Source organism: Allobosea sp. GW822-FHT05A11, assembly GCF_058800455.1.
Genome location: NZ_JBXAMI010000003.1, coordinates 312,277 through 331,322 on the forward strand (window position 1 = coordinate 312,277; position 19,046 = coordinate 331,322).

General features: G+C 67.0%; 19 protein-coding genes. 12 read left to right on the forward strand and 7 right to left on the reverse strand.

Annotation, left to right across the window (positions count from 1 at the left end):
- Positions 1 to 55 precede the first annotated feature (55 nt).
- The 4 genes from thrC to AC1RLU_RS11070 all read left to right on the forward strand — a co-directional run bounded on the left by thrC (position 56) and on the right by AC1RLU_RS11070 (position 6,431).
- The gene (thrC, locus tag AC1RLU_RS11055; protein ID WP_492795540.1) at positions 56 to 1,471 is read left to right on the forward strand and encodes a threonine synthase; all 1,416 of its coding nucleotides are present in this window, start codon (positions 56 to 58) and stop codon (positions 1,469 to 1,471) included.
- Between the two features lie 77 nt (positions 1,472 to 1,548).
- Entirely contained in the window at positions 1,549 to 2,808 is a 1,260-nt protein-coding gene (locus tag AC1RLU_RS11060; RefSeq protein ID WP_244511918.1) for a M16 family metallopeptidase, read from the forward strand.
- Positions 2,809 to 2,814: 6 nt separating this feature from the next.
- Entirely contained in the window at positions 2,815 to 3,414 is a 600-nt protein-coding gene (locus AC1RLU_RS11065) for a GNAT family N-acetyltransferase (RefSeq protein WP_061964876.1), read from the forward strand.
- 77 nt (positions 3,415 to 3,491) lie between these two features.
- Positions 3,492 to 6,431 carry an EAL domain-containing protein gene (locus tag AC1RLU_RS11070; RefSeq protein ID WP_492795542.1) on the forward strand — a complete coding sequence of 980 codons (2,940 nt, stop codon included), beginning with the start codon at positions 3,492 to 3,494 and terminating at the stop codon, positions 6,429 to 6,431.
- 115 nt (positions 6,432 to 6,546) lie between these two features.
- Here the strand turns inward: AC1RLU_RS11070 and AC1RLU_RS11075 are convergent, their stop codons facing one another.
- On the reverse strand, positions 6,547 to 7,158 hold the full coding sequence (locus tag AC1RLU_RS11075) for a YqgE/AlgH family protein (RefSeq protein WP_113585658.1): 612 nt from the start codon (positions 7,156 to 7,158) through the stop codon (positions 6,547 to 6,549).
- Positions 7,159 to 7,419: 261 nt separating this feature from the next.
- Here AC1RLU_RS11075 and AC1RLU_RS11080 point away from each other — a divergent pair, with 261 nt between their 5' ends.
- Together AC1RLU_RS11080 and AC1RLU_RS11085 are read left to right on the forward strand one after the other, a co-directional pair.
- Entirely contained in the window at positions 7,420 to 8,283 is an 864-nt protein-coding gene (locus tag AC1RLU_RS11080) for a protein-disulfide reductase DsbD domain-containing protein (RefSeq protein ID WP_170843303.1), read from the forward strand.
- Between the two features lie 53 nt (positions 8,284 to 8,336).
- Positions 8,337 to 8,822 carry a peroxiredoxin gene (locus AC1RLU_RS11085; protein ID WP_492795545.1) on the forward strand — a complete coding sequence of 162 codons (486 nt, stop codon included), beginning with the start codon at positions 8,337 to 8,339 and terminating at the stop codon, positions 8,820 to 8,822.
- 435 nt (positions 8,823 to 9,257) lie between these two features.
- Here the strand turns inward: AC1RLU_RS11085 and AC1RLU_RS11090 are convergent, their stop codons facing one another.
- Positions 9,258 to 9,596, reverse strand: a complete 339-nt coding sequence (locus AC1RLU_RS11090; protein WP_492795546.1) for a hypothetical protein — start codon at positions 9,594 to 9,596, stop codon at positions 9,258 to 9,260.
- Between the two features lie 172 nt (positions 9,597 to 9,768).
- Here AC1RLU_RS11090 and AC1RLU_RS11095 point away from each other — a divergent pair, with 172 nt between their 5' ends.
- The gene (locus AC1RLU_RS11095; RefSeq protein ID WP_492795548.1) at positions 9,769 to 9,999 is read left to right on the forward strand and encodes a hypothetical protein; all 231 of its coding nucleotides are present in this window, start codon (positions 9,769 to 9,771) and stop codon (positions 9,997 to 9,999) included.
- A gap of 73 nt (positions 10,000 to 10,072) precedes the next feature.
- A complete protein-coding gene (locus AC1RLU_RS11100; RefSeq protein WP_492795549.1) occupies positions 10,073 to 10,522 on the forward strand; it encodes a GNAT family N-acetyltransferase in 450 nt (149 codons plus the stop codon).
- 3 nt (positions 10,523 to 10,525) lie between these two features.
- On the opposite strand, the gene rnhA is transcribed toward AC1RLU_RS11100, so the two are convergent.
- The 3 genes from rnhA to ispH are packed head-to-tail and all read right to left on the reverse strand — an operon-like array spanning position 10,526 to position 12,934.
- Positions 10,526 to 10,978 (reverse strand): ribonuclease HI, encoded by a 453-nt coding sequence (rnhA, locus tag AC1RLU_RS11105; RefSeq protein WP_142114924.1) that lies wholly within the window; start codon positions 10,976 to 10,978, stop codon positions 10,526 to 10,528.
- Complete coding sequence (locus AC1RLU_RS11110) at positions 10,975 to 11,940, reverse strand: homoserine kinase (protein ID WP_492795552.1); 966 nt, start codon at positions 11,938 to 11,940, stop codon at positions 10,975 to 10,977. Before AC1RLU_RS11110 ends, rnhA begins: the two co-directional genes overlap by 4 nt.
- 22 nt (positions 11,941 to 11,962) lie before the next feature.
- Positions 11,963 to 12,934: a 4-hydroxy-3-methylbut-2-enyl diphosphate reductase gene (gene ispH / locus AC1RLU_RS11115; RefSeq protein ID WP_142114923.1), complete on the reverse strand. Its 972-nt coding sequence runs from the start codon at positions 12,932 to 12,934 to the stop codon at positions 11,963 to 11,965.
- A gap of 202 nt (positions 12,935 to 13,136) precedes the next feature.
- On the opposite strand from ispH, the gene AC1RLU_RS11120 reads away from it, so the two are divergent.
- Genes AC1RLU_RS11120 through AC1RLU_RS11130 form a run of 3 tightly spaced genes read left to right on the forward strand, consistent with a single transcriptional unit; the run spans position 13,137 to position 17,332 of the window.
- The gene (locus AC1RLU_RS11120) at positions 13,137 to 15,002 is read left to right on the forward strand and encodes a monovalent cation:proton antiporter-2 (CPA2) family protein (RefSeq protein ID WP_091855906.1); all 1,866 of its coding nucleotides are present in this window, start codon (positions 13,137 to 13,139) and stop codon (positions 15,000 to 15,002) included.
- The gene (locus AC1RLU_RS11125) at positions 14,999 to 16,402 is read left to right on the forward strand and encodes an MATE family efflux transporter (RefSeq protein ID WP_492795553.1); all 1,404 of its coding nucleotides are present in this window, start codon (positions 14,999 to 15,001) and stop codon (positions 16,400 to 16,402) included. Before AC1RLU_RS11120 ends, AC1RLU_RS11125 begins: the two co-directional genes overlap by 4 nt.
- Positions 16,403 to 16,438: 36 nt before the next feature.
- Positions 16,439 to 17,332 (forward strand): DUF937 domain-containing protein, encoded by an 894-nt coding sequence (locus AC1RLU_RS11130; RefSeq protein ID WP_492795554.1) that lies wholly within the window; start codon positions 16,439 to 16,441, stop codon positions 17,330 to 17,332.
- An 86-nt stretch (positions 17,333 to 17,418) separates the two neighbouring features.
- On the opposite strand, the gene AC1RLU_RS11135 is transcribed toward AC1RLU_RS11130, so the two are convergent.
- The gene (locus AC1RLU_RS11135) at positions 17,419 to 17,781 is read right to left on the reverse strand and encodes a DUF1127 domain-containing protein (protein ID WP_061964908.1); all 363 of its coding nucleotides are present in this window, start codon (positions 17,779 to 17,781) and stop codon (positions 17,419 to 17,421) included.
- 177 nt (positions 17,782 to 17,958) lie between these two features.
- Here AC1RLU_RS11135 and AC1RLU_RS11140 point away from each other — a divergent pair, with 177 nt between their 5' ends.
- Positions 17,959 to 18,840: a LysR substrate-binding domain-containing protein gene (locus tag AC1RLU_RS11140; RefSeq protein ID WP_061964910.1), complete on the forward strand. Its 882-nt coding sequence runs from the start codon at positions 17,959 to 17,961 to the stop codon at positions 18,838 to 18,840.
- 4 nt (positions 18,841 to 18,844) lie between these two features.
- On the opposite strand, the gene AC1RLU_RS11145 is transcribed toward AC1RLU_RS11140, so the two are convergent.
- Positions 18,845 to 19,024, reverse strand: a complete 180-nt coding sequence (locus AC1RLU_RS11145) for a Flp family type IVb pilin (protein WP_061964912.1) — start codon at positions 19,022 to 19,024, stop codon at positions 18,845 to 18,847.
- Positions 19,025 to 19,046: the final 22 nt, after the last annotated feature.

Consider the following 19,046-nt stretch of genomic DNA (forward strand, 5'->3'; position numbering starts at 1 on the left):
CCGAATGCGCCGGACCGGCCTATAGCATCAGGCTGAGATCATCGAGGCCAAGACCGTGCTGCATGTTTCCACCCGGGGCGAAGCCCCGGCGCTCAGCTTTTCCGACGCATTGCTGACCGGGCTCGCCCGTGACGGCGGGCTTTATCTGCCGCAGAGCTGGCCGACGCTCTCCGCCGCGGAGATCGCCGGCTTCGCCGGCAAGCCTTATACGAGCGTCGCCGAGCGCGTGCTCGGCGCGCTGAGCGATGGCGACATCGAGAGCGGGGCGCTTTCGGGCATGATCCGCGAGGCCTATGCCGGCTTCCGCCATCCGGCCGTCTGCCCGCTGACCCAGATCGGCGACAATCTCTTCGTGCTGGAACTGTTCCACGGCCCGACGCTCGCCTTCAAGGACGTGGCGATGCAGTTGCTCGGGCGCCTGATGGACCATGTGCTCGGCCAGCGCGGCCAGCGCGCCACCATCGTCGGCGCGACCTCGGGCGATACCGGCGGCGCCGCCATCGACGCCTTCAAGGGGCTGAAGAGCGTCGACGTCTTCATCCTCTATCCGGAAGGCCGCGTCTCGGACGTGCAGCGCCGGCAGATGACCACCGTCGATGCCCCGAACGTCCATGCCATCGCTGTCGAGGGCACCTTCGACGACTGCCAGAATCTCGTGAAGGCGATGTTCAACCATCACGCCTTCCGCGACGAGATCGGCCTGTCCGGCGTCAATTCGATCAACTGGGCGCGCATCGCAGCGCAGGTGGTCTATTACTTCACGGCGGCCGTCTCGCTCGGCGGGCCAGGCCGGAAGGTCTCCTTCACCGTCCCGACCGGCAATTTCGGCGACATCCTCGCCGGCTGGGTCGCCAAGCAGATGGGCCTGCCGATCGAGCGGCTGGGCATCGCGACCAACAGCAACGACATCCTGGTGCGCACGCTCGAAACCGGCGCCTACGAGATGCGCGGCGTCGCGGCGACCACCTCGCCCTCGATGGACATCCAGATCTCTTCGAATTTCGAGCGGCTGCTGTTCGAGGCGCATGGCCGCGACGGCGCTGCCGTGCGCCGGCTGATGCAATCACTGCAGCAATCCGGCCGCTTCGAGATCGCGGGCGAGGCGCTCCAGCGCATCCGCAGCGAGTTCGACGCGGCCTCGCAGAGCGAGGACGAGATCGCGGGCGAGATCAAGAAGAGCTGGAGCGAGGCCGGTTACCTGCTCGATCCGCATACCGCGATCGGTGTCGCCGCCGCGCGGCAGGCGCTGAAGCGCGATTCGACGACACCGATGATCGTGCTCGGCACCGCCCATCCTGCCAAGTTCCCGGCGGCGGTGAAGGCGGCAAGCGGCATCGAGCCGGCGCTTCCGGCCCATCTTGCCGACCTGATGGAGCGCAAGGAACGGATGACGCCGCTGCCCAACGATCTCGGCACGATCGAGGCCTTCGTGCGCGAGCATGCGCGGGCCGTGCGCGGAGCGGCAGCGTGAGCGCGGCTGTTCCTAACGAGACCACCGAGTTCGCCGCCCCCGCGCGACCGGAAGGACCTCACGATCCCGATGTCGCGCTGACTGCCCTGCCCTCCGGCCTGCGCGTCGTGTCGCAGCGTATGGACCATGCCGCGACCGTCTCGCTGGGCATCTGGATCGGTGCGGGCTCGCGCGATGAAATGCCTGATGAGCATGGGCTTGCCCATCTGCTCGAGCATATGGCGTTCAAGGGCACGGCGCGCCGCAGCGCGCTCGCAATCGCCGAGGAGATCGAGAGCGTCGGCGGCGATCTCAATGCCGCGACCTCGGTCGAATATACCTGCTACACCGCCCGCGTGCTCGGCTCCGACCTGGGCCTGGCCGTCGACATCCTCGCCGACATCATCACCTCGCCATCGCTGACCGAGGAAGAACTGAAGCGCGAGAAGGGCGTGATCCTGCAGGAGATCTCGGCCGTCCAGGATACGCCTGACGATCTCGTCTACGATCGCTTCCTGCAGGCCGCCTTCCCGGACCAGCCGATCGGCCGGCCGATCCTCGGCACCGCCAAGACGGTCAAGGGCTTCACGCCTGGCGCGATCCGCGCCTATCTCGCCCGCAACTATCATGCCGGCAACATGGTGCTCGCAGCGTCGGGCGCCGTCGATCATGACGAGCTCGTCGCACTCGCCAGCCAGCATCTGTCGAATCTTCCGGCACCGCCGGCCGCGCCTCTCACGCGCGAAGCCGGCGAGTACCGCGGCGGCGAAGCGCGCATCGGCAGCGACGAGGAACAGGTCCATCTCGTGCTCGGCCTGCCCGGCCTGCCCTTCACCGGCGGCACGCATTACCCGCTCCAGATCTTCGCCTCGGTGCTCGGCGGCGGCTTGTCGTCGCGCCTGTTCCAGGAGGTGCGCGAGCAGCGCGGCCTCGCCTATGCGATCGATGCCTTCCACTGGCCCTTCTCCGATTGCGGCGTCTTCGGCATCGGCGCCGGGACCGCTCCGGAGGATGCGGGCGAACTGATCGAGGTCGCTCTCGGCTGCCTGCGCCAGGCTGCGGAAGACGTCAGCGAGGCCGAGGTCGCGCGTGCCCGCGCCCAGATGAAGGTCGGGCTGCTGGCTTCGCTCGAGAGCCCCGGCGGCAAGCTCGAGCAGATGGCGCGGCAGGTTCTGCTCTTCGGCCGGGCGATCCCGCGCGAGGAGCTCGCCGCCCGGCTCGATGCCGTGACGCTCGAGGATGTGCGCGCCGCCGGCCGCTCGCTGTTGGGCCACCAGCCGACGATCGCGGCGGTCGGCCCGACTCAGGGACTGCCGCCGGCCAAGCGCCTGCGCCACGCGGCCCGGGCTGCGGACTGAACCGCAATGGCGCTCTTCCGTTTCCCGAGCGAGCCGCCAAGCCGCCCGCTGATCCGGACGCCGAATCTCTATCTGCGCGCACCGCAAGCCGGCGACCATGCGGCCTGGAGCGCGCTGCGCATGGAAAGCCGGGAATTCCTGGCGCCGTGGGAGCCGACCTGGAACGAGGACGACCTCACCCGCACCTCCTTCCGGCTACGCGCCAAGCGCGCGGCCCGCGAAATCTCGACCGACGAGGCCTATTCGCTCTTCATCTTCGAGACGCATACGGAGACCCTGCTCGGCGGGCTGACCCTCGGGTTGGTCCGGCGCGGCGTCGCGCAGGCCTGCACGCTCGGCTACTGGATGGGGCGGCGCCATGCCGGCAAGGGCCATATGACGGAGGCCGTGCGCGGCGCCGTGCGCTTCGCCTTCTCCGATCTCGCCCTGCACCGGGTCGAGGCGGCCTGCCTGCCGAACAACGAGCCGTCGCGGCGCCTGCTCGAACGGGTCGGTTTCCGGCATGAAGGGCTGGCGCGCGCCTATCTCAAGATCAACGGAAACTGGGCCGATCACCTGCTTTACGGCGTGCTGGCCAGCGACGTGCCGCCCGGAAACAGGCCGTGATCGCCGCGGTTGATCACAGGCCAGCTCCGCCTTGCCCTTGCCATCAGCGGCCGATAGGGCTTTTCGTTAAATTTCGAATGATCGCTTCCCGCCTGAGAGCCGAGCACAGCTTGTCCATTTTCGAGCGCATCTTCCGGGCCGGCCTCGCTCTGGCCGGCCTTGTCCTGTGGTTCTGCGCGACTGCCCTGCCGGCCCAGGCCGTCGAGGCAGTCCGCGTTCCCGTCGATGCCCCCGTGATCGACCTGACCCATGTCGTCGAGCGCAACAAGTCCGACGGCGACGTCATCCAGATCTCCACCGCGCCGGGGCCGGACGGCATCGTCAGGCGTATCGCCGTCAAGGCCCGCGAGGCCGGCGCGCGACCGGACTGGATCGTCTTCGCGCTCACCAACGATTCGGACGAGCAGATCGACCGCCTGCTGGTCGCGCCCTTCCACCGGCTGATCGGCTCCGGTGTGATCTGGCCTGATCTCGGCGACAAGCGAATCGAGGCGGTGACGGCGAGCCAGGGCCTTGCGCCCGATCGCGAGCCCAGCCCCGATGCCGACATCTTCCTGATCACGCTCGACCCCGGCACGACCGTGACCTTCGTCGCCGAGCTGAAATCGCCGAACCTGCCGCAGCTCTATCTCTACGAGGCCGAGGCCTATCGGCAGAAGACCAACGGGCTGACGCTCTACAAGGGCATCATCATCGGCATCGCCGGCCTGCTGGCGCTGTTCCTGACCATCATCTTCGTGGTCAAGGGCGCGGTGATCTTCCCGGCCGCGGCAGCACTGGCCTGGGCAGTGCTGGCCTATGCCGGCCTCGATTTCGGCTTCTTCCAGCGCCTGTTCCCGCTGACGCCGGCGATCGAGCGAATCTATCGCGCCGGCGCCGAGGTGGTGCTGGCGGCGACGCTGCTCGTCTTCCTCTTCGCCTATCTCAACCTGTCCCGCTGGCATGTGCGCTACGGCCATGTCACGGCGATCTGGATTCTCGGCCTTGCCGGGCTGATCGGCCTGGCCGTCTTCGACGCGCCGATGGCGTCCGGCATCGCGCGCATCTCGATCGCGGCGGTGGCGGCGATCGGCTTCATCCTCGTCGTGCATCTGGCGACGCATGGCTACGAGCGGGCGGTGATGCTGATCCCGACCTGGTTCCTGCTCGCCGTCTGGGTGACCGCCGCAAGCTTCACGGTGACCGGGCAGTTTCAACGCGATCTCGTCGCGCCTGCCTTGTTGGGCGGCCTCGTCCTGATCGTGCTGCTGATCGGCTTCACCGTGATCCAGCATGCCTTTGCCGGCGGCGCGATCTCGCAGGGTCTGGTCTCGGATACGGAGCGCCGGGCGCTTGCGCTCTCCGGCTCTGGCGACCTCGTCTTCGACTGGGATGTCAGCTCCGACAAGGTCTTCGTCTCCCCGCAGATCGAGGCGCTGCTCGGCCTGCCCAAGGGCTCGCTCGAAGGCTCGGCCGCCCGCTGGCTGGAGCACATGCACGTCGCCGATCGCGACCGCTATCGCGTCACGCTCGATGCCGTGCTGGAGCAGCGCCGCGGCAAGCTCAATCTCGACCTGCGCCTGCGCGCCGCCAGCGGCGCCTATCACTGGGTCAACGTCAAGGCGCGCCCGGTGATCGGCTCGGACGGCGAGGTCATCCGCGTCATCGGGACGCTCACCGATGTCACCGAGCAGCGCACCGCGCAGGAGCGGCTGCTGCACGACGCTGTCCATGACAATCTGACCGGCCTGCCCAACCGCAAGCTGTTCCAGGACCGGCTGGGGGCGATCTTCGGCTTCACCCGTGCCGACGACAATATCCGCCCGACCGTGCTGGTCATCGATGTCGACCGTTTCAAGCAGGTGAACGAGTCGGTCGGCTTCTCGGCCGGCGATTCGATCCTGCTGACGCTGGCGCGCCGTCTCGGCCGCCTGCTGCGCGCACAGGACACGCTGGCCCGCATCGGCGGCGACACCTTCGCCATGATCCTCGTCTCGGAGCGCGATCCCGAGCGCATCCTGGCGCTGGCCGAGCTGGTGCGCCGCGCCGTCTCGACGCCGATCACCTACGCCGAGCGCGAGATCGTGCTGACGCCCTCGATCGGGCTTGCGCTGTTCGATCCGGCGCCGGCCTCGCGCAAGGAAGACGCGCTGAAGAACGCCGAGCTCGCCATGGCTCATGCCAAGCGTCAGGGCGGCAACAAGATCGAGGTCTTCGTGCCGGCGATGCGGACCGACCGCAACGACCGGCTCGCGCTGGAAAGCGACCTGCGCCGGGCGATCGAGCGCGGCGAGATCCAGGTCGTGTACCAGCCGATCGTCCGGCTGGAGGACCGCACCATCGCCGGGTTCGAGGCGCTGGTGCGCTGGGACCATCCGCGCGAAGGCCGATTGATGCCGCAGGACTTCCTCGCCATCGCCGAGGAAACCGGGCTGATCGTCGATCTCGGCGTCTATGTCATGGACAAGACCGCGCGCGAACTCGAAGCCTGGCAGGCGGCCCTGGAGGTCGATCCGCCGATCTTCGCCAGCGTCAACGTCTCCAGCCGGCAGTTGTTGCGCCACGACCTGCTGCACGACGTGAAGACCGTGCTCGGCCGGCGGCGCGTGCTGCCGGGCACGCTGAAGCTGGAGATCACCGAGAGCCTCGTCATGGAGAACCCGGAATATGCCGCGCAGATGCTGCAGCGCATCCGCGATCTCGGCGCCGGCCTCTCGCTCGACGATTTCGGCACGGGCTATTCCTCGCTGTCCTATCTGCAGCGCTTCCCGTTCGACACCATCAAGATCGACCAGAGCTTCGTGCGCCAGATGGGCAACGGCCGCCCGCCGGTGATCCTGCGCTCGATCGTGCAGCTCGCCGCCGACCTCCACATGGATGTCGTCGCCGAGGGCGCGGAGAGCGAGTCGGATGCGATCGAGCTCTACCAGCTCGGCTGCCAATACGCGCAGGGCTACATCTTCGGCCAGCCGATGACGGCGGCGGAAGCACGCCGGCTGATGGGTGCCGCGGCTGCGGCGGCGACCGAAGCGGCTTGATCAAGGCGTCATGCTCGGGCTTGACCCGAGCATCTCGGGACGGAAAAGCGCCTACCCTGCCTGAGATTCTCGGGTCTTTGCTTCGCTCCGCCCGAGAATGACGGCCCGCCGGAACTCAGGCATGCCCGGCCTCGCGCGACAGGAACGCCGGGTCGATGCCGATCTTGTTCAGCGCCCGGCTGTACTTGGTCTCGACGCCCTCGTCGAAGAGCAGTTCGGGATCGGCAGCGCAATGCAGCCAGCCATTGGACTGAATCTCGGCTTCGAGCTGGCCGGCGGCCCAGCCGGCATAGCCCAGCGCCAGCACCGCATTCTCCGGCCCGTCGCCATTGGCGATGGCGCGCAGGATGTCCAGCGTCGCCGTCAGGCAGATGCCTTCGTCGATCGGGAGGGTCGCCGATTCCAGAAAGAAATCGGCGCTATGCAGGACGAAGCCGCGCTTGGTCTCGACCGGGCCGCCGCGCAGCACCTGCATCCGCTCGGCCCGGCTCGGCAGCCGGATCAGCTCCTCGGAGGGAATCACGTCGAGCTGGACGAGCAGCTCGGGGAACTTCGTGTCGCCCGCCGGTTTGTTGACGATGATGCCCATCGCCCCGTCCTCGGAATGGGCACAGACATAGACGACGCTGCGGCTGAAGCGCGTATCGGCCATACCCGGCATCGCGATCAGGCATTGCCCGTCGAGATAGCTGCGGCCAGCGGTGCGCGATTGTGAGCCGATCTTCATGAGGTGCATGCTAGAGGCTGTCGGGGAGGGTCGGCAAGGCTTGGCTTGCAGCCGCGCCCTGTCGAAGGGCGCACAGGCCGTAGCATTGCCGCCCGGATCACGTTCGCGTGCGCGTGTGCCATCGCGACGGTCGGCGTTCGCACTATCGCGATTGTGCCCCAATCCTGCGCAAGGTTCGGGGCGTGTCACATGGGCACGGACCGGCGGAGGATGACAGGTTTTGTTCGCTTTTCAGGGTCGCAATCGGTAAAGGCTGGACCCGTGAACCGCATTCTTCCCCTGCTCGCCCTGCTGCCCCTGGCGCTCGGCTCCGCTGCTCGCGCCCAGGAGGCGATGACCGAGGCCGCCACCTCGCCCTGGTCGGCGAGCGAGCACGCGAAGCTGCGCCTGATCGCCGGCCCGACCACCGCGACCGGCAAGCAGCGTGTCGGCGTCGAGATCGCGATGTCGCCGGGTTACAAGACCTATTGGCGCAGCCCCGGGCAGTTCGGCGTGCCGCCGGCTTTCGACTGGTCGGGCTCGACCAATATCGGCGGGCTCGACGTGCGCTGGCCGGTGCCGGAGCGTTTCCAGGATTCGGCCGGCTACTCCATCGGCTATGCCGGCGAGGTCGTGATCCCGATCTCGGTCCAGCCCGTCGATCCGACGCGGCCGGTGCTGGTCGTGCTCAAGCTCGACTATGCCGTCTGCGAGAAAATCTGCATTCCCGCCAAGGGCGAGGCGAGCCTGTGGCTCGAGCCCGGCGTGACGATGGTGACCTCGCCCCGCCTCGAAAGCTACGAGGCGCGCGTGCCGGTGCCGGCCAAGCCCGGAACCCACAAGGAGAAGATCGCGATCATCGAGGCCGGGCCCGATGACAGCGTGGTCGATCCGGGCCTGCGGCTCGTGCTGCAGCCGCCGCCGGAAGGCCGCATCGAGGACGTTTTCGTCGAGGGATCGGGCATGTGGTCCTTCGGCAAATCCCGCCTGACGGCGCAGGCGGACGGGACGGTCGTCGCCCAGATCCGGATCGACGAGCGGCCGAAGGGCGCGGCTGGTCCGACCCCGCTGATCTTCACCGTGCGCGGCACGCCGCGGCCGATCGAGACGCGGCTGGAACTCGACATCCCCGCCGGCAAGCCCTAATCCGTCAAGCCGGGCGGCCCGGTTGGCCGCAGGCTTCACGGAGAGACAGGCTCATGACCATCAAGGTGGGTGACAAGCTTCCACAGGCGACGTTCCGCGTCATGACCGCCGACGGCCCTGCCGCGCGCACGACCGACGACCTGTTCAGCGGCAAGAAGGTGGTGCTCTTCGCCGTTCCCGGCGCCTTCACCCCGACCTGCCACCGCAACCATCTGCCGGGCTATCTGGAGAAGGCGGCCGAGATCAAGGCGAAGGGCGTCGACGCCATCATGGTGACCAGCACCAACGACGTCTTCGTCATGGACGCCTGGTCGAAGGCGACCGGCGGCACCGGCGTGATCGAGTTCCTCTCGGACGGCAATGCCGATTTCGCCAAGGAGATCGGCCTCTCGATGGACGGCTCGGGCTTCGGCCTCGGCACCCGCTCGCAGCGCTACTCGATGCTGGTCGAGGACGGCGTGGTGAAGGAGCTCAATGTCGAGGAAGCCGCCGGCAAGGCGGAAGCCTCCGGCGCCGCGGCGATGATCGAGAAGCTCTGAGCCTGAGGACACGGAAACAGATTGGAGCCCGCGCAGCCGCTGCGCGGGCTTTTTTGTTGGCTGGCCGGATAGGGTAAATGTCTGCAAAGGGTCGGAAGCGGACGTTGAAGCAAGTCACCCGAAGAGCGTCAACGCGAACGCGTTTAATAGGCACAAAAGGCCAGCAAACGTTGCGGCCATGGCTAGAGCGGGCACCAAGGTAGCGAAGTTTCCAGCGCCGAATCCGGACGGATAGCGACGTGCGAAGTGGCGGGTGACAACTAGCATCAGGATCGCACAACCGATCAGTGTTGCGCCGAGAATATTGTATGCGTGGGCTGTCATGGCCTCAGTTGTAGCAGCGCCTCACTGGCATTCTGGTGGGATGCTACCGTTGTCCGAGGTAGGTCCGCAACGGGTCGGAAGCAGGCATTCGCTGTCCAGGCCGCGAATAGCTCAAAACTCTTCCGTGCCTTCAAGGACGATTTTTACGTAGGCATCGTCATCTGGAAGCAGCTCTCTGTCATCCCACTTCTCAAGTTCCACAGATGTTGCGCTATGCACGAAGACGTGGAAGGGGTGATAGCGGTCATTGATAGCGAAATTGGCCTGGAAACGCCTGTATCTCAGCTTTCCAAGATCCAAGGGGGTAATGAGTTCAATACCTAGGTAGAACTGGAGATCGTAACCTGTTCTGTCGCGGAACTGCGTGCCAGTCTTCTCGATGTCAATTTGATCCGACGAAGCGTCTCGCAATGCCAGCCGAATTGCATCCATTTCGCAGCGCCTGATCACCCGCCTGCCTCCAATTGAACTGCTCAGGCAGTTGCGATATTCGGCTTTGAATTACCCGGCAGAAGCCGTTGCGCCAAGTCCGCTATGGGTCGAAAGCGGACCTAGCTTTTGACATTGCGAGGCGTGCGCTGCCTCTTAAAATGCTCCATTTCTCTGACGCATGGGGGAGCACATGCCGTTTCAAGGCTTCGTTGTCGAACCTGCGGAGTTGGCAAAATTGGCTGGCGCTTTCGATGCAGCTTGGATGGCGGTGAACAGCGTCAACACTGTCGGCGGCCAGCAGCAGAAGCGGGCGAGAGCCCGCTTGGCGGCCATCATTCTCGATCTTTGGAGGGAAGATCCCGCTCAGGCTTTGAGCGCCAGCGCTGTCGAGCGTTTCCTGGCATCAGACCAGATCAACTGATCGATCCGATCTGCGCTTGTCATGAGACAAGCCGCGAAGCCCCGGCTAGCTTCCGGATCGGAGGAGAACACCGATGGCCGAGATCACCATTCGCCCGCTTGCCGCGACCGACCGAGAGGCCTGGACGCCGCTCTGGCATGGCTACCTGACCTTCTACAAGGCGACGCTGCCGCCGGAGATCGACGCGATCACCTTCGGGCGCCTGACCGGCGGCCAGGAGCCGATGGGCGGCTTCCTCGCCTTCGAGGGCGACAAGGCGCTCGGAATGGTCAACTGGGTCATCCACCGCACGACCTGGAGCGAGAAGCCGATCTGCTATCTGCAGGACCTATTCACCGTGCCGGAATCGCGCGGCACCGGCGTCGGCCGCAAGCTGATCGGGGCCGTGAACGAGATGGCGCGGGCGAAGAACTGCTACCGCGTCTACTGGCAAACACATGAATCCAACCTGCAGGGGCAGGCGCTCTACGACAAGGTCGCCGACAAGTCGGGCTTCATCGTCTATCGCCAGCCGCTGGGCTGAGCCTCAACGACCGCCGCTCTTGAACGGCGCCATACCGGCTCGCGCCAGCGCGTCGGCGCGCTCGTTCATCGCGTCGCCGGCATGGCCCTTGACCCATTTCCACTCGATCTTGTGGCGGCCGAGCGCCGCTTCGAGGCGCTGCCAGAGCTCGGCGTTCTTGACCGGCTTGCGGTCGGCCGTCTTCCAGCCGTTCTTCTTCCAGCCATGAATCCAGCCGGTGATGCCCTGCCGCAGATACTGGCTGTCGGTGTGCAGCGCGACCGTGACCGGCCGCTTCAATGCCTCCAGCGCCGCGATCGCCGCCATCAGCTCCATCCGGTTATTGGTGGTCTGCGCCTCGCCGCCGGACAACTCCTTCTCGACGCCGTTGAAGGTCAGGATGGCACCCCAGCCGCCGGGACCGGGATTGCCCGAGCAGGCGCCATCCGTCCAGACTTCGACCGTATCAGCACTCACCGCTTCAGCCCGTATTCGCGGGCATCGGCGACGCGCTGGTGGAAGGCAAGCTTGCGGTCGTATTCGAGCGGATCATGCGGCTTCACCAGCGCGCCGGCCGGCACGTTCAGCCAATCGACCAATCGCGTCAGCAGGAAGCGTAAGGCACTGCCGCGGCAGAGCTGCGGCAGCGCCTCGACCTCCGCCTCGTTCAGCACCCGCACGCTCTCGTAGCCGGCCAGCATGGCCTGGCCCTTGGTCAGGTTGAACGAGCCGTCGGCCTCAAAGCACCAGGAGTTCAGGCAGATTGCGAGGTCATAGGCATAGGCGTCGGTGCAGGCGAAATAGAAGTCGATCAGGCCCGAGAGCCTGTCGCCGAGGAAGAAGACGTTGTTGGGGAAGAGATCGGCGTGGATCACGCCGCGCGGTAAGTCTTGTGGCCAGCCCGCCTCATGCACGGCGGTCTCGGCCGCGACGCGGCGCGCGAGACCGGGCGAGACCTTGTCGGCGTCAGTGCCGGCCTGCTCGGCCAGCGGGCGCCAGCCGGGAACGGAGAGCGCATTCACCCGCTCCATCGGGAAATCGGCCCCGGCCTGATGCAGCAGCGCGAGGCCGCGGCCGAGCTCCTGGCAATGCGCGGCGGTCGGCCGGCGCACCGAAAGACCGTCGAGGAAGGTGACGATCGCGGCCGGACGGCCCGCGAGACGGCCGAGCATCTCGCCACGGCTGTCGCTGACCGGCTGCGGGCAGATCACCCCGCGCGAGGCGAGATGCTGGATCAGACCGAGGAAGAACGGCAGGTCGTCCGGATTCACCCGCTTCTCGTAGAGGGTGAGGATGAAGGACCCTTGCGTGGTGCGGATGAGGTAGTTCGAGTTCTCGACGCCCTCGGCGATGCCCTTGGCGGAGAGGAGTTCGCCGATGCCGTAGCGCGCCACGAAGGCGGCCATCTCGTCATCGGGCACTTCGGTATAGACGGCCACGATCGTACTCTTTTTGCTGGAATTACTCGGCCGCGTCCGGCGTCGCCTCGCCGCGCAACTCGCGCGGCAGCGGGAAGAAGACGTTCTCGTCGGCGGTCGAGACGGTCTCGACACGAACCTCGTAGCGCGCGGCAAAGGCGTCGATGATCTCCTCGACCAGCACCTCGGGCGCGCTCGCGCCGGCGGTGATGCCGAGGCTGCGGATTTGGCCGAAGACCGACCAGTCGATCTCGTCGGTGCGCAGGACGAGCCGCGCCACCGGGCAGCCGGCACGCTCGGCGACCTCGCGCAGACGCTGCGAATTCGAGGAATTGGGCGAACCGACGACGATCAGCCCGTCGACCTGCGGCGCGACGCGCTTCACCGCCTCCTGGCGGTTGGTCGTGGCGTAGCAGATATCTTCCTTGTGCGGGGCGATCAGCTCCGGAAAGCGGGCCTGCAAGGCCTCGACGATGCCGCGGGTGTCGTCGACCGAAAGCGTGGTCTGGGTGACATAGGCAAGCGGCTGGCCTTCCGGCGCCTGAAGCGTCGCGACGTCCTCCAGCGTTTCGATCAGGGTGATCGCGCCCTCGGGGAGCTGGCCCATCGTGCCGATCACTTCCGGGTGGCCGGCATGGCCGACGAGCAGGATATGGCGGCCGCGCTTGTGATGAACCTCGGCCTCGCGATGGACCTTGGTGACGAGCGGACAGGTCGCGTCGATGGCGAAGAGGTTGCGCGCCTTCGCCGCCGCCGGCACCGCCTTGGCGACGCCATGGGCCGAGAAGATCACCGGCCGCGTTTCGTCGGGCACCTCGTCGAGCTCGGCGACGAAGACGGCGCCTTTCCGCTTCAGGGATTCGACGACGTATTTGTTATGGACGATCTCGTGGCGGACATAGACCGGCGCGCCATGCAGCGCGAGCGCCTTCTCGACGGCGTCGATGGCGCGCACGACCCCGGCGCAGAAGCCGCGCGGGGCGCAGAGCAGGATGTCGAGCGGCGGCTTTGTCACGCGCAGAGGAAACTCCAATCGGTCCGCGTCTTCTTTCGGCGCGATCGGCGCGATGTCAAGGAAGCGAAGCGGCGCAGGTCGGGCGGCCATGTGCCGATTGCCTCTCGCAGGATCGCCCGCAAACCCCTAGATACGGTGGCGGCCCGCCACGCCGAGCGCCGCGCCGGACCGCCAAGCCCGTTCCCAAAGCCCCGAGTCCCGCATGGCCGACGTCGCCTCGCATGCCAGCTATCTCCCGCCGATCCTAACCTTCTGCGCCGGGGCGGTGATCGCCGTCCCGCTCTTCCGCAAGCTCGGCCAATCGGCGGTGCTCGGCTATCTCGCGGCCGGCATCGTCATCGGCCCCTCGATCCTCGGCGTGATCAAGGATCCCGACGCGATCCGCGGCACCGCCGAGATCGGCGTCGTGCTGCTGCTCTTCCTCGTCGGCCTCGAATTGCAGCCTTCGCGACTCTACTCGATGCGCAAGGACATCCTCGGTTCCGGCCTCGCACAGATGGCGCTCAGCGCCGGCGGCATCGGCCTCGCCGGCTGGTATTTCGGCCTGTCCGCTGCGGGAGCGGTCGCCGTCGGCGTGGCGCTCGCGCTCTCCGCGACCTCGATCGCGCTGCAATTGCTGGAGGAGCGCGGCGACGGCAACGAAACCTATGGCCGGCGCACCTTCTCGATCCTGCTGTTCCAGGACATGGCGATCGCGCCGGTGCTGGCGCTGCTGCCGCTGCTCGCCACCACGAGCGGTCACGAGACCGGCAGCCCGATGATGGCGCTGGCGAGCCTCGGCATCGCGCTCGTCGCCCTCGTCCTGATCGTGCTGGCCGGGCGTTACGTGATGAACCCGTTCTTCCGCATCCTCGCCCATACCGGCGCGAAGGACGTGATGACGGCTGCCGCGCTGCTGATCGTCCTCGGATCGGCGCTGCTGATGGAGCATGTCGGGCTCTCGATGGCGATGGGCGCCTTCCTTGCGGGCGTGATGCTGGCCGACTCGCATTTCCGGCATGAGCTGGAAGCCGATATCGAGCCCTTCCGCGGTGTCCTGCTCGGCCTGTTCTTCATGGCGGTCGGCATGTCGCTCGACCTCAAGCTCGTCGCTGACAACTGGATGCTGCTAGCGCTCGCGGCCCCGCTGCTAGTGCTGTTCAAGATCGCGGTCGTGACCTCGATCCTGCGGCTGTCCTGCTCGTCCTGGCTCGAGGCGATCCGGGCCGGCGCCCTGCTCTCGCCGGCCGGCGAATTCGCCTTCGTGCTCCTGCCGCTCGGCCTAGCGAACGGGCTGCTGACCGCTCAGCAATCGGCGATGATCACGGCGCTTGCCGCGATCAGCATGCTGCTCGGCCCCGTCGTCGCCAAGCTGATCGATGCCGTGCTGCTGGCCCGCATCGCGCCCGCGACGATGGACGAAGACTATGACGGCGTCGGCGACAGCCCGGTGATGGTGATCGGCTTCGGCCGCTTCGGCCAGATCGTGACGCAGGCGCTGCTGCTCCAGCATATCGACGTCACGGTGATCGATTCCGATGTGGAGCGCATCCGCTCGGCGGCGCAGTTCGGCTTCAAGATCTATTACGGCGACGGCACCCGCCTCGACGTGCTGCGCGCGGCGGGCGCCGGCAAGGCTCGCGTCATCTGCATCTGCGTCGACGACAAGCAGGCGGCACTGCGGATCGTCGAGATGGTCAAGGCCGAGTTCCCGAGCGTGCGCCTGCATGTGAGAGCCTATGACCGCATCCACGCGATCGAGCTGATGAAGGCGAATGTCGATTTCCAGATGCGCGAGACCTTCGAATCAGCGCTCGGCTTCGGTCGGGTCACACTGGAAACCATGGGCCTGACCCGCGATGAGGCCGATCTGGTGATCGACCATGTCCGCGACCGCGACGCGCAGCGCATGGAGATCCAGTTCCACGAGGGGCTCGCCGCCGCGATCAACCGCGTGCCGCGCGTCTCGCCCGAGCCGCTCGTCCCGCCCAAGGCCAAGTCGAAGCCGCTTACGCCTGAAACGCGGCAGGTCATCGAGGATGGTGGTGCCGAGGTCGCCGTCGGCGGCGTTGGGGAACCGGAACGATGAGCCAGGCTTCGGCCCGGCCACAGGCCGTCTTCCTCGAAGGTCCGTTGATGCGCCATGTCGCGGTGATGACCGCGACGAGCTCGGTCGGCCTGATGGCAGTCTTCGTCGTCGACCTGCTCTCGCTGCTCTATGTCTCCTGGCTTGGACGGCCGGAAGCGACGGCGGGCGTCGGCTTCGCCACCATCGTGCTCTATCTGATGGTTTCGGTGAATGTCGGCCTGATGATCGCCGTCACGGCACTGACCTCGCGCAGCATCGGCGCGGGCGATCGACCGGCGGCACGGCGCATCGCGGGCTCGACCATCGCCCTCTCGGCGCTGGTGGCGCTCGTCATCTCGCTTGCGGCGCTGCCGCTGCTGCCCTGGCTGCTCAGCTTGCTGGGCGCGCGCGACCAGTCGCACGCGGTCGCCCTCTCCTTCCTCCATATCGTGCTACCGTCGAACGTCCTGATGGCGATCGGCATGGGCCTTTCCGGCATCCTGCGGGCGATCGGCGACGCCAGGCGGGCGATGTTCGTGACGCTCGGCGGCGGCATCGTCACGGCGGGGCTCGACCCGCTATTGATCTTCGGCTTCGGGCTCGGGCCGGACGGCGCCGCGATCGCGATCGTGCTGGCGCGGATCATCATCTGCGCCATCGGCTTCCACGGCTGCGTTGTCGTGCACGGCATGATCGAGCGGCCGCGCCTCTCCTTCATCCGGCAGGACAGCGCCCGGACCTTCGCCATCGCTGGGCCAGCGATCCTGACCAATCTCTCGAACCCGATCGCCAATGCTGTCTTCGCCAGCGTCGTCGCCCGATTCGGCGATGCAGCTGTCGCTGCGCTCGCGATCATGGACCGGCTCGTCCCGGTCGCCTTCGGCGTGCTGTTCGCGCTGTCGGGCGCCGTCGGACCGATCCTCGGCCAGAACTGGGGCGCCGGGCGCTTCGACCGAATGCGCCGGGGCCTGAGCGATGCGGCGATCTTCGCTGGCGCCTCCGTGCTCGTCTCCTGGGCGCTGCTCTTCGCCTTCCGCGGCGCCATCGTCTCCGCCTTCCACGCGACGGGGCTGACGGCGGAGCTCGTGCTGTTCTTCTGCCTGATCGCCGGGCCGATGTGGATTTTCGTCGGCATGCTCTTCGTCGCCAACGCCGCCTTCAACAATCTCGGCATGCCGCTCCTGTCGACGCTGTTCAGCTGGGGCCGTGCCACCCTGGGCACGATGCCGCTCGCGTTCCTCGGCGCGCATCTCGCCGGGCCGAAGGGCGCGCTCGCGGGCTCCGCACTGGGGGCCGTGGCCTTCGGCGTCCTGGCGCTGGTCTTCGCCTTTCGCGGGATCACAAGGCTGGAGCGCAAGGCCGCGGAGCGCCGTGCCGCAATCGATTTGCCAGGCAAGGACACCCTGCTATCGTCGCCCTAGGCTGGAGATCAAAAGGCCGGCCGGGGAGAAGCGTCGATGATGAACCTGTTCGATATCATGCAATCGGCCCAGAGCGGGCAGGCGCTGCCGAACCTCGCCCAGCAATATGGCTTGAGCCTGCAGCAGACGCAGGCCGCGCTCGACGCCCTGCTGCCAGCCTTCTCGATGGGGCTGCAGCGGCAGACGCGAGACCCCTACGCCTTCGGGTCGCTCGCCCAGATGATGACGGCCTCGCCCTATGCCCGCTTCTTCGAGGCAGGCGGCTACGGCATCCCGGCCGGCGCCCAGAATGCCGGCAACGACGTGCTGAGCCAGCTCTTCGGCTCGCGCGAGGTCAGCCAGGCCATCGCGGCGCAGGCGGCCGCGACCAGCGGCGTCTCGCAGGCGATCCTCAAGCAGATGCTGCCGGTCATCGCCGCGATGCTGATGGGCGGCCTGTCCAAGACGTCGAGCAACGAGGGCCTGGGCGGCATTCTCGGCCAGTTCGCCGAGATGATGCGCGGCCAGATGCCGGGCATGCAGCCGGCGCCGCAGCAGCCGCAGATGCCCGGAAATCCGTTCGAGGCGATCCTCAAGGGCATGTTCGGACAGGCCGGCGGCCAGCAGCCGCAGCCCAGTCCGCAAGCCGCCCCATCCGACCCGTTCGGCGGCGCGCTCGGCCAGATCCTTGGCGGCATGTTCGGCGGCATGGCACCGCAGCCCGATTCCGAACCGGCGCCCGCTCCGCGCAGCGCGCCACGACGTGCGCTCGCGCCGGAACCCGAGCCCGAGGATGCCCCACCTTCGTCCTCAGCCTCCGGCCCCGGCTCGATCGGTCTCGATGCGCTCAACCAGATGTTCGAGCATGGCCGCCAGATCCAGGACGACCATCAGAACGCGCTGAAATCGATCCTCGACGCCATGCTCGGCGGCGGACAGGGCCGTCGCTGAGGCGGATTCGGCTCTTCACCTGCTGAAGACATAAAAAAGGGCGGAAGCACGAAGCTCCCGCCCGCAGGAACGCTGACGCCAAGGGGTCAGGCGCAGCGTGCAACCGCAATATCGGCCTTCTTCGCCAGCATCGGCGTCGAGCCGGCATGGCGCAGGGCATGCTCGCGCCGTGCGGCGGCGAGATCCGACGACGTGCGCGAGCGCTCCGCCAGCACGGCGGACGGATCGTCCAGCCAGGATGCCGCCAGCGCGCCATCGATATCCGAGCGGACGAGGCCGATATCCTTGAGTCCTCGCTCGTCGAGCTCAGCGGAAAGACGCATCACCTCACGGCGATGGGCGAGCGCACGCACGAGTTGAACAGCCCCGGCAAACCCGATGGTGGCAACACGCGTGACGCCGGCCGAAACGGTCGAGAGCGACTTCGCGGTGATGGTCATGAGCAGCATGACAGCCTCCTTGGCGGTGCGGAACGTTGATCTGGGTTTCTCCCCCTGCCCGGACGCGCCATTGACAGGGAACTTCGGAGAGCACCCAGACCCTAGCGAAGCTCTGGTCATCAGCCAAACGAATGGTTATGATGTCTCGCAACACTGATATTGATGGACAGTGGACGGGGATCGCCAATGGCCCATGTGCTCGACGCCGATCAGCTCAAGACCTTCGTCGCCATCGCCGATACCGGGTCGTTCACGCGCGCCGCCGAGATCGTCTTCAAGACGCAATCGGCCGTTTCCATGCAGATGAAGCGGCTGGAGGAGCGGGTCGGGCGTCCCCTGTTCGGGCGCGACGGCCGCCATGCCAAGCTGACCGAGGATGGCGAGCGACTGCTCGACTATGCCCGCCGGATCGTGCGCCTCAATCTCGAATGCGTCGCCTCCTTCGCAGATGCCGACCTGAAGGGCCGCATCCGCCTCGGGGTGCCCGACGACTATGCCGACCGTTACCTGCCGGAAATCCTGGCGCGCTTCGCCCATTCCAATCCGCGGGCCGAGGTCACGGTGGTCTGCGAGCCGACGCCGATGCTGGCGGAGCGGATCGCGACCGGCGATATCGACCTCGCGATCATCACCCATGTCGAAAGTCGCAGCCAGGGCGAGATCATCCGCATCGAGCCGCTGCTCTGGGTCACCTCGGCACGTCACAGCGTGCATGAGGAGGATCCGCTGCCGCTGGCGCTGGGGCGACCGACCTGCAACTGGCGCCAGGCTGCAGTCGATGCGCTGGAATCGAAGGGGCGCCGCTTCCGCGTGCTCTATGCGAGCTGGAATTCCACCGCGGTCGGCGCCGCCGTCCTGGCCGGACTGGCGATCTCGGTCCTGCCGGAGAGCGCGGTGAGGCCGGGCATGCGCATCCTCGGACCGTCCGAAGGTTTCGCGACCTTGCCCTCATGCAAGATCGGCCTGCTGCGGACCCGCTTCGATCCGTCGGTGCTGTCGAACGCGCTGGCCGAGCACATCATCCAGAGCCTCGACAACCTGGCGAGCTTCAAGACGGCGGCCGAGTAGAGTCTCAGGGCACCTTGATCGCGTCGGCCGCTGCCAGCAGGAACGAACTGATCTGGTTCCCGTAGAAGGTGGCCGACGTGATGATCGTGATCGAGACGAGGCCCGCGATAAGGCCATACTCGATCACGGTCGCGCCGCGCGCGTCGCGAGCAAACTCGAGAAAGCTGGCCTTGATCCGCCCCATGCCGCTAGGTTAGTGGGGACCT

Bases quoted from the DNA above. Each gene is read 5' to 3' on its own strand.
- AC1RLU_RS11120 (WP_091855906.1), top strand. From the start codon at position 13,137: ATGGCCGACGTCGCCTCGCATGCCAGCTATCTCCCGCCGATCCTAACC.
- AC1RLU_RS11095 (WP_492795548.1), top strand. From the start codon at position 9,769: ATGCCGTTTCAAGGCTTCGTTGTCGAACCTGCGGAGTTGGCAAAATTG.
- AC1RLU_RS11085 (WP_492795545.1), top strand. From the start codon at position 8,337: ATGACCATCAAGGTGGGTGACAAGCTTCCACAGGCGACGTTCCGCGTC.
- AC1RLU_RS11130 (WP_492795554.1), top strand. From the start codon at position 16,439: ATGATGAACCTGTTCGATATCATGCAATCGGCCCAGAGCGGGCAGGCG.
- AC1RLU_RS11075 (WP_113585658.1), bottom strand. From the start codon at position 7,158: ATGAAGATCGGCTCACAATCGCGCACCGCTGGCCGCAGCTATCTCGAC.
- AC1RLU_RS11065 (WP_061964876.1), top strand. From the start codon at position 2,815: ATGGCGCTCTTCCGTTTCCCGAGCGAGCCGCCAAGCCGCCCGCTGATC.
- AC1RLU_RS11100 (WP_492795549.1), top strand. From the start codon at position 10,073: ATGGCCGAGATCACCATTCGCCCGCTTGCCGCGACCGACCGAGAGGCC.
- AC1RLU_RS11125 (WP_492795553.1), top strand. From the start codon at position 14,999: ATGAGCCAGGCTTCGGCCCGGCCACAGGCCGTCTTCCTCGAAGGTCCG.
- AC1RLU_RS11145 (WP_061964912.1), bottom strand. From the start codon at position 19,024: ATGGGGCGGATCAAGGCCAGCTTTCTCGAGTTTGCTCGCGACGCGCGC.
- AC1RLU_RS11140 (WP_061964910.1), top strand. From the start codon at position 17,959: ATGGCCCATGTGCTCGACGCCGATCAGCTCAAGACCTTCGTCGCCATC.
- AC1RLU_RS11135 (WP_061964908.1), bottom strand. From the start codon at position 17,781: ATGCTGCTCATGACCATCACCGCGAAGTCGCTCTCGACCGTTTCGGCC.
- AC1RLU_RS11070 (WP_492795542.1), top strand. From the start codon at position 3,492: ATGATCGCTTCCCGCCTGAGAGCCGAGCACAGCTTGTCCATTTTCGAG.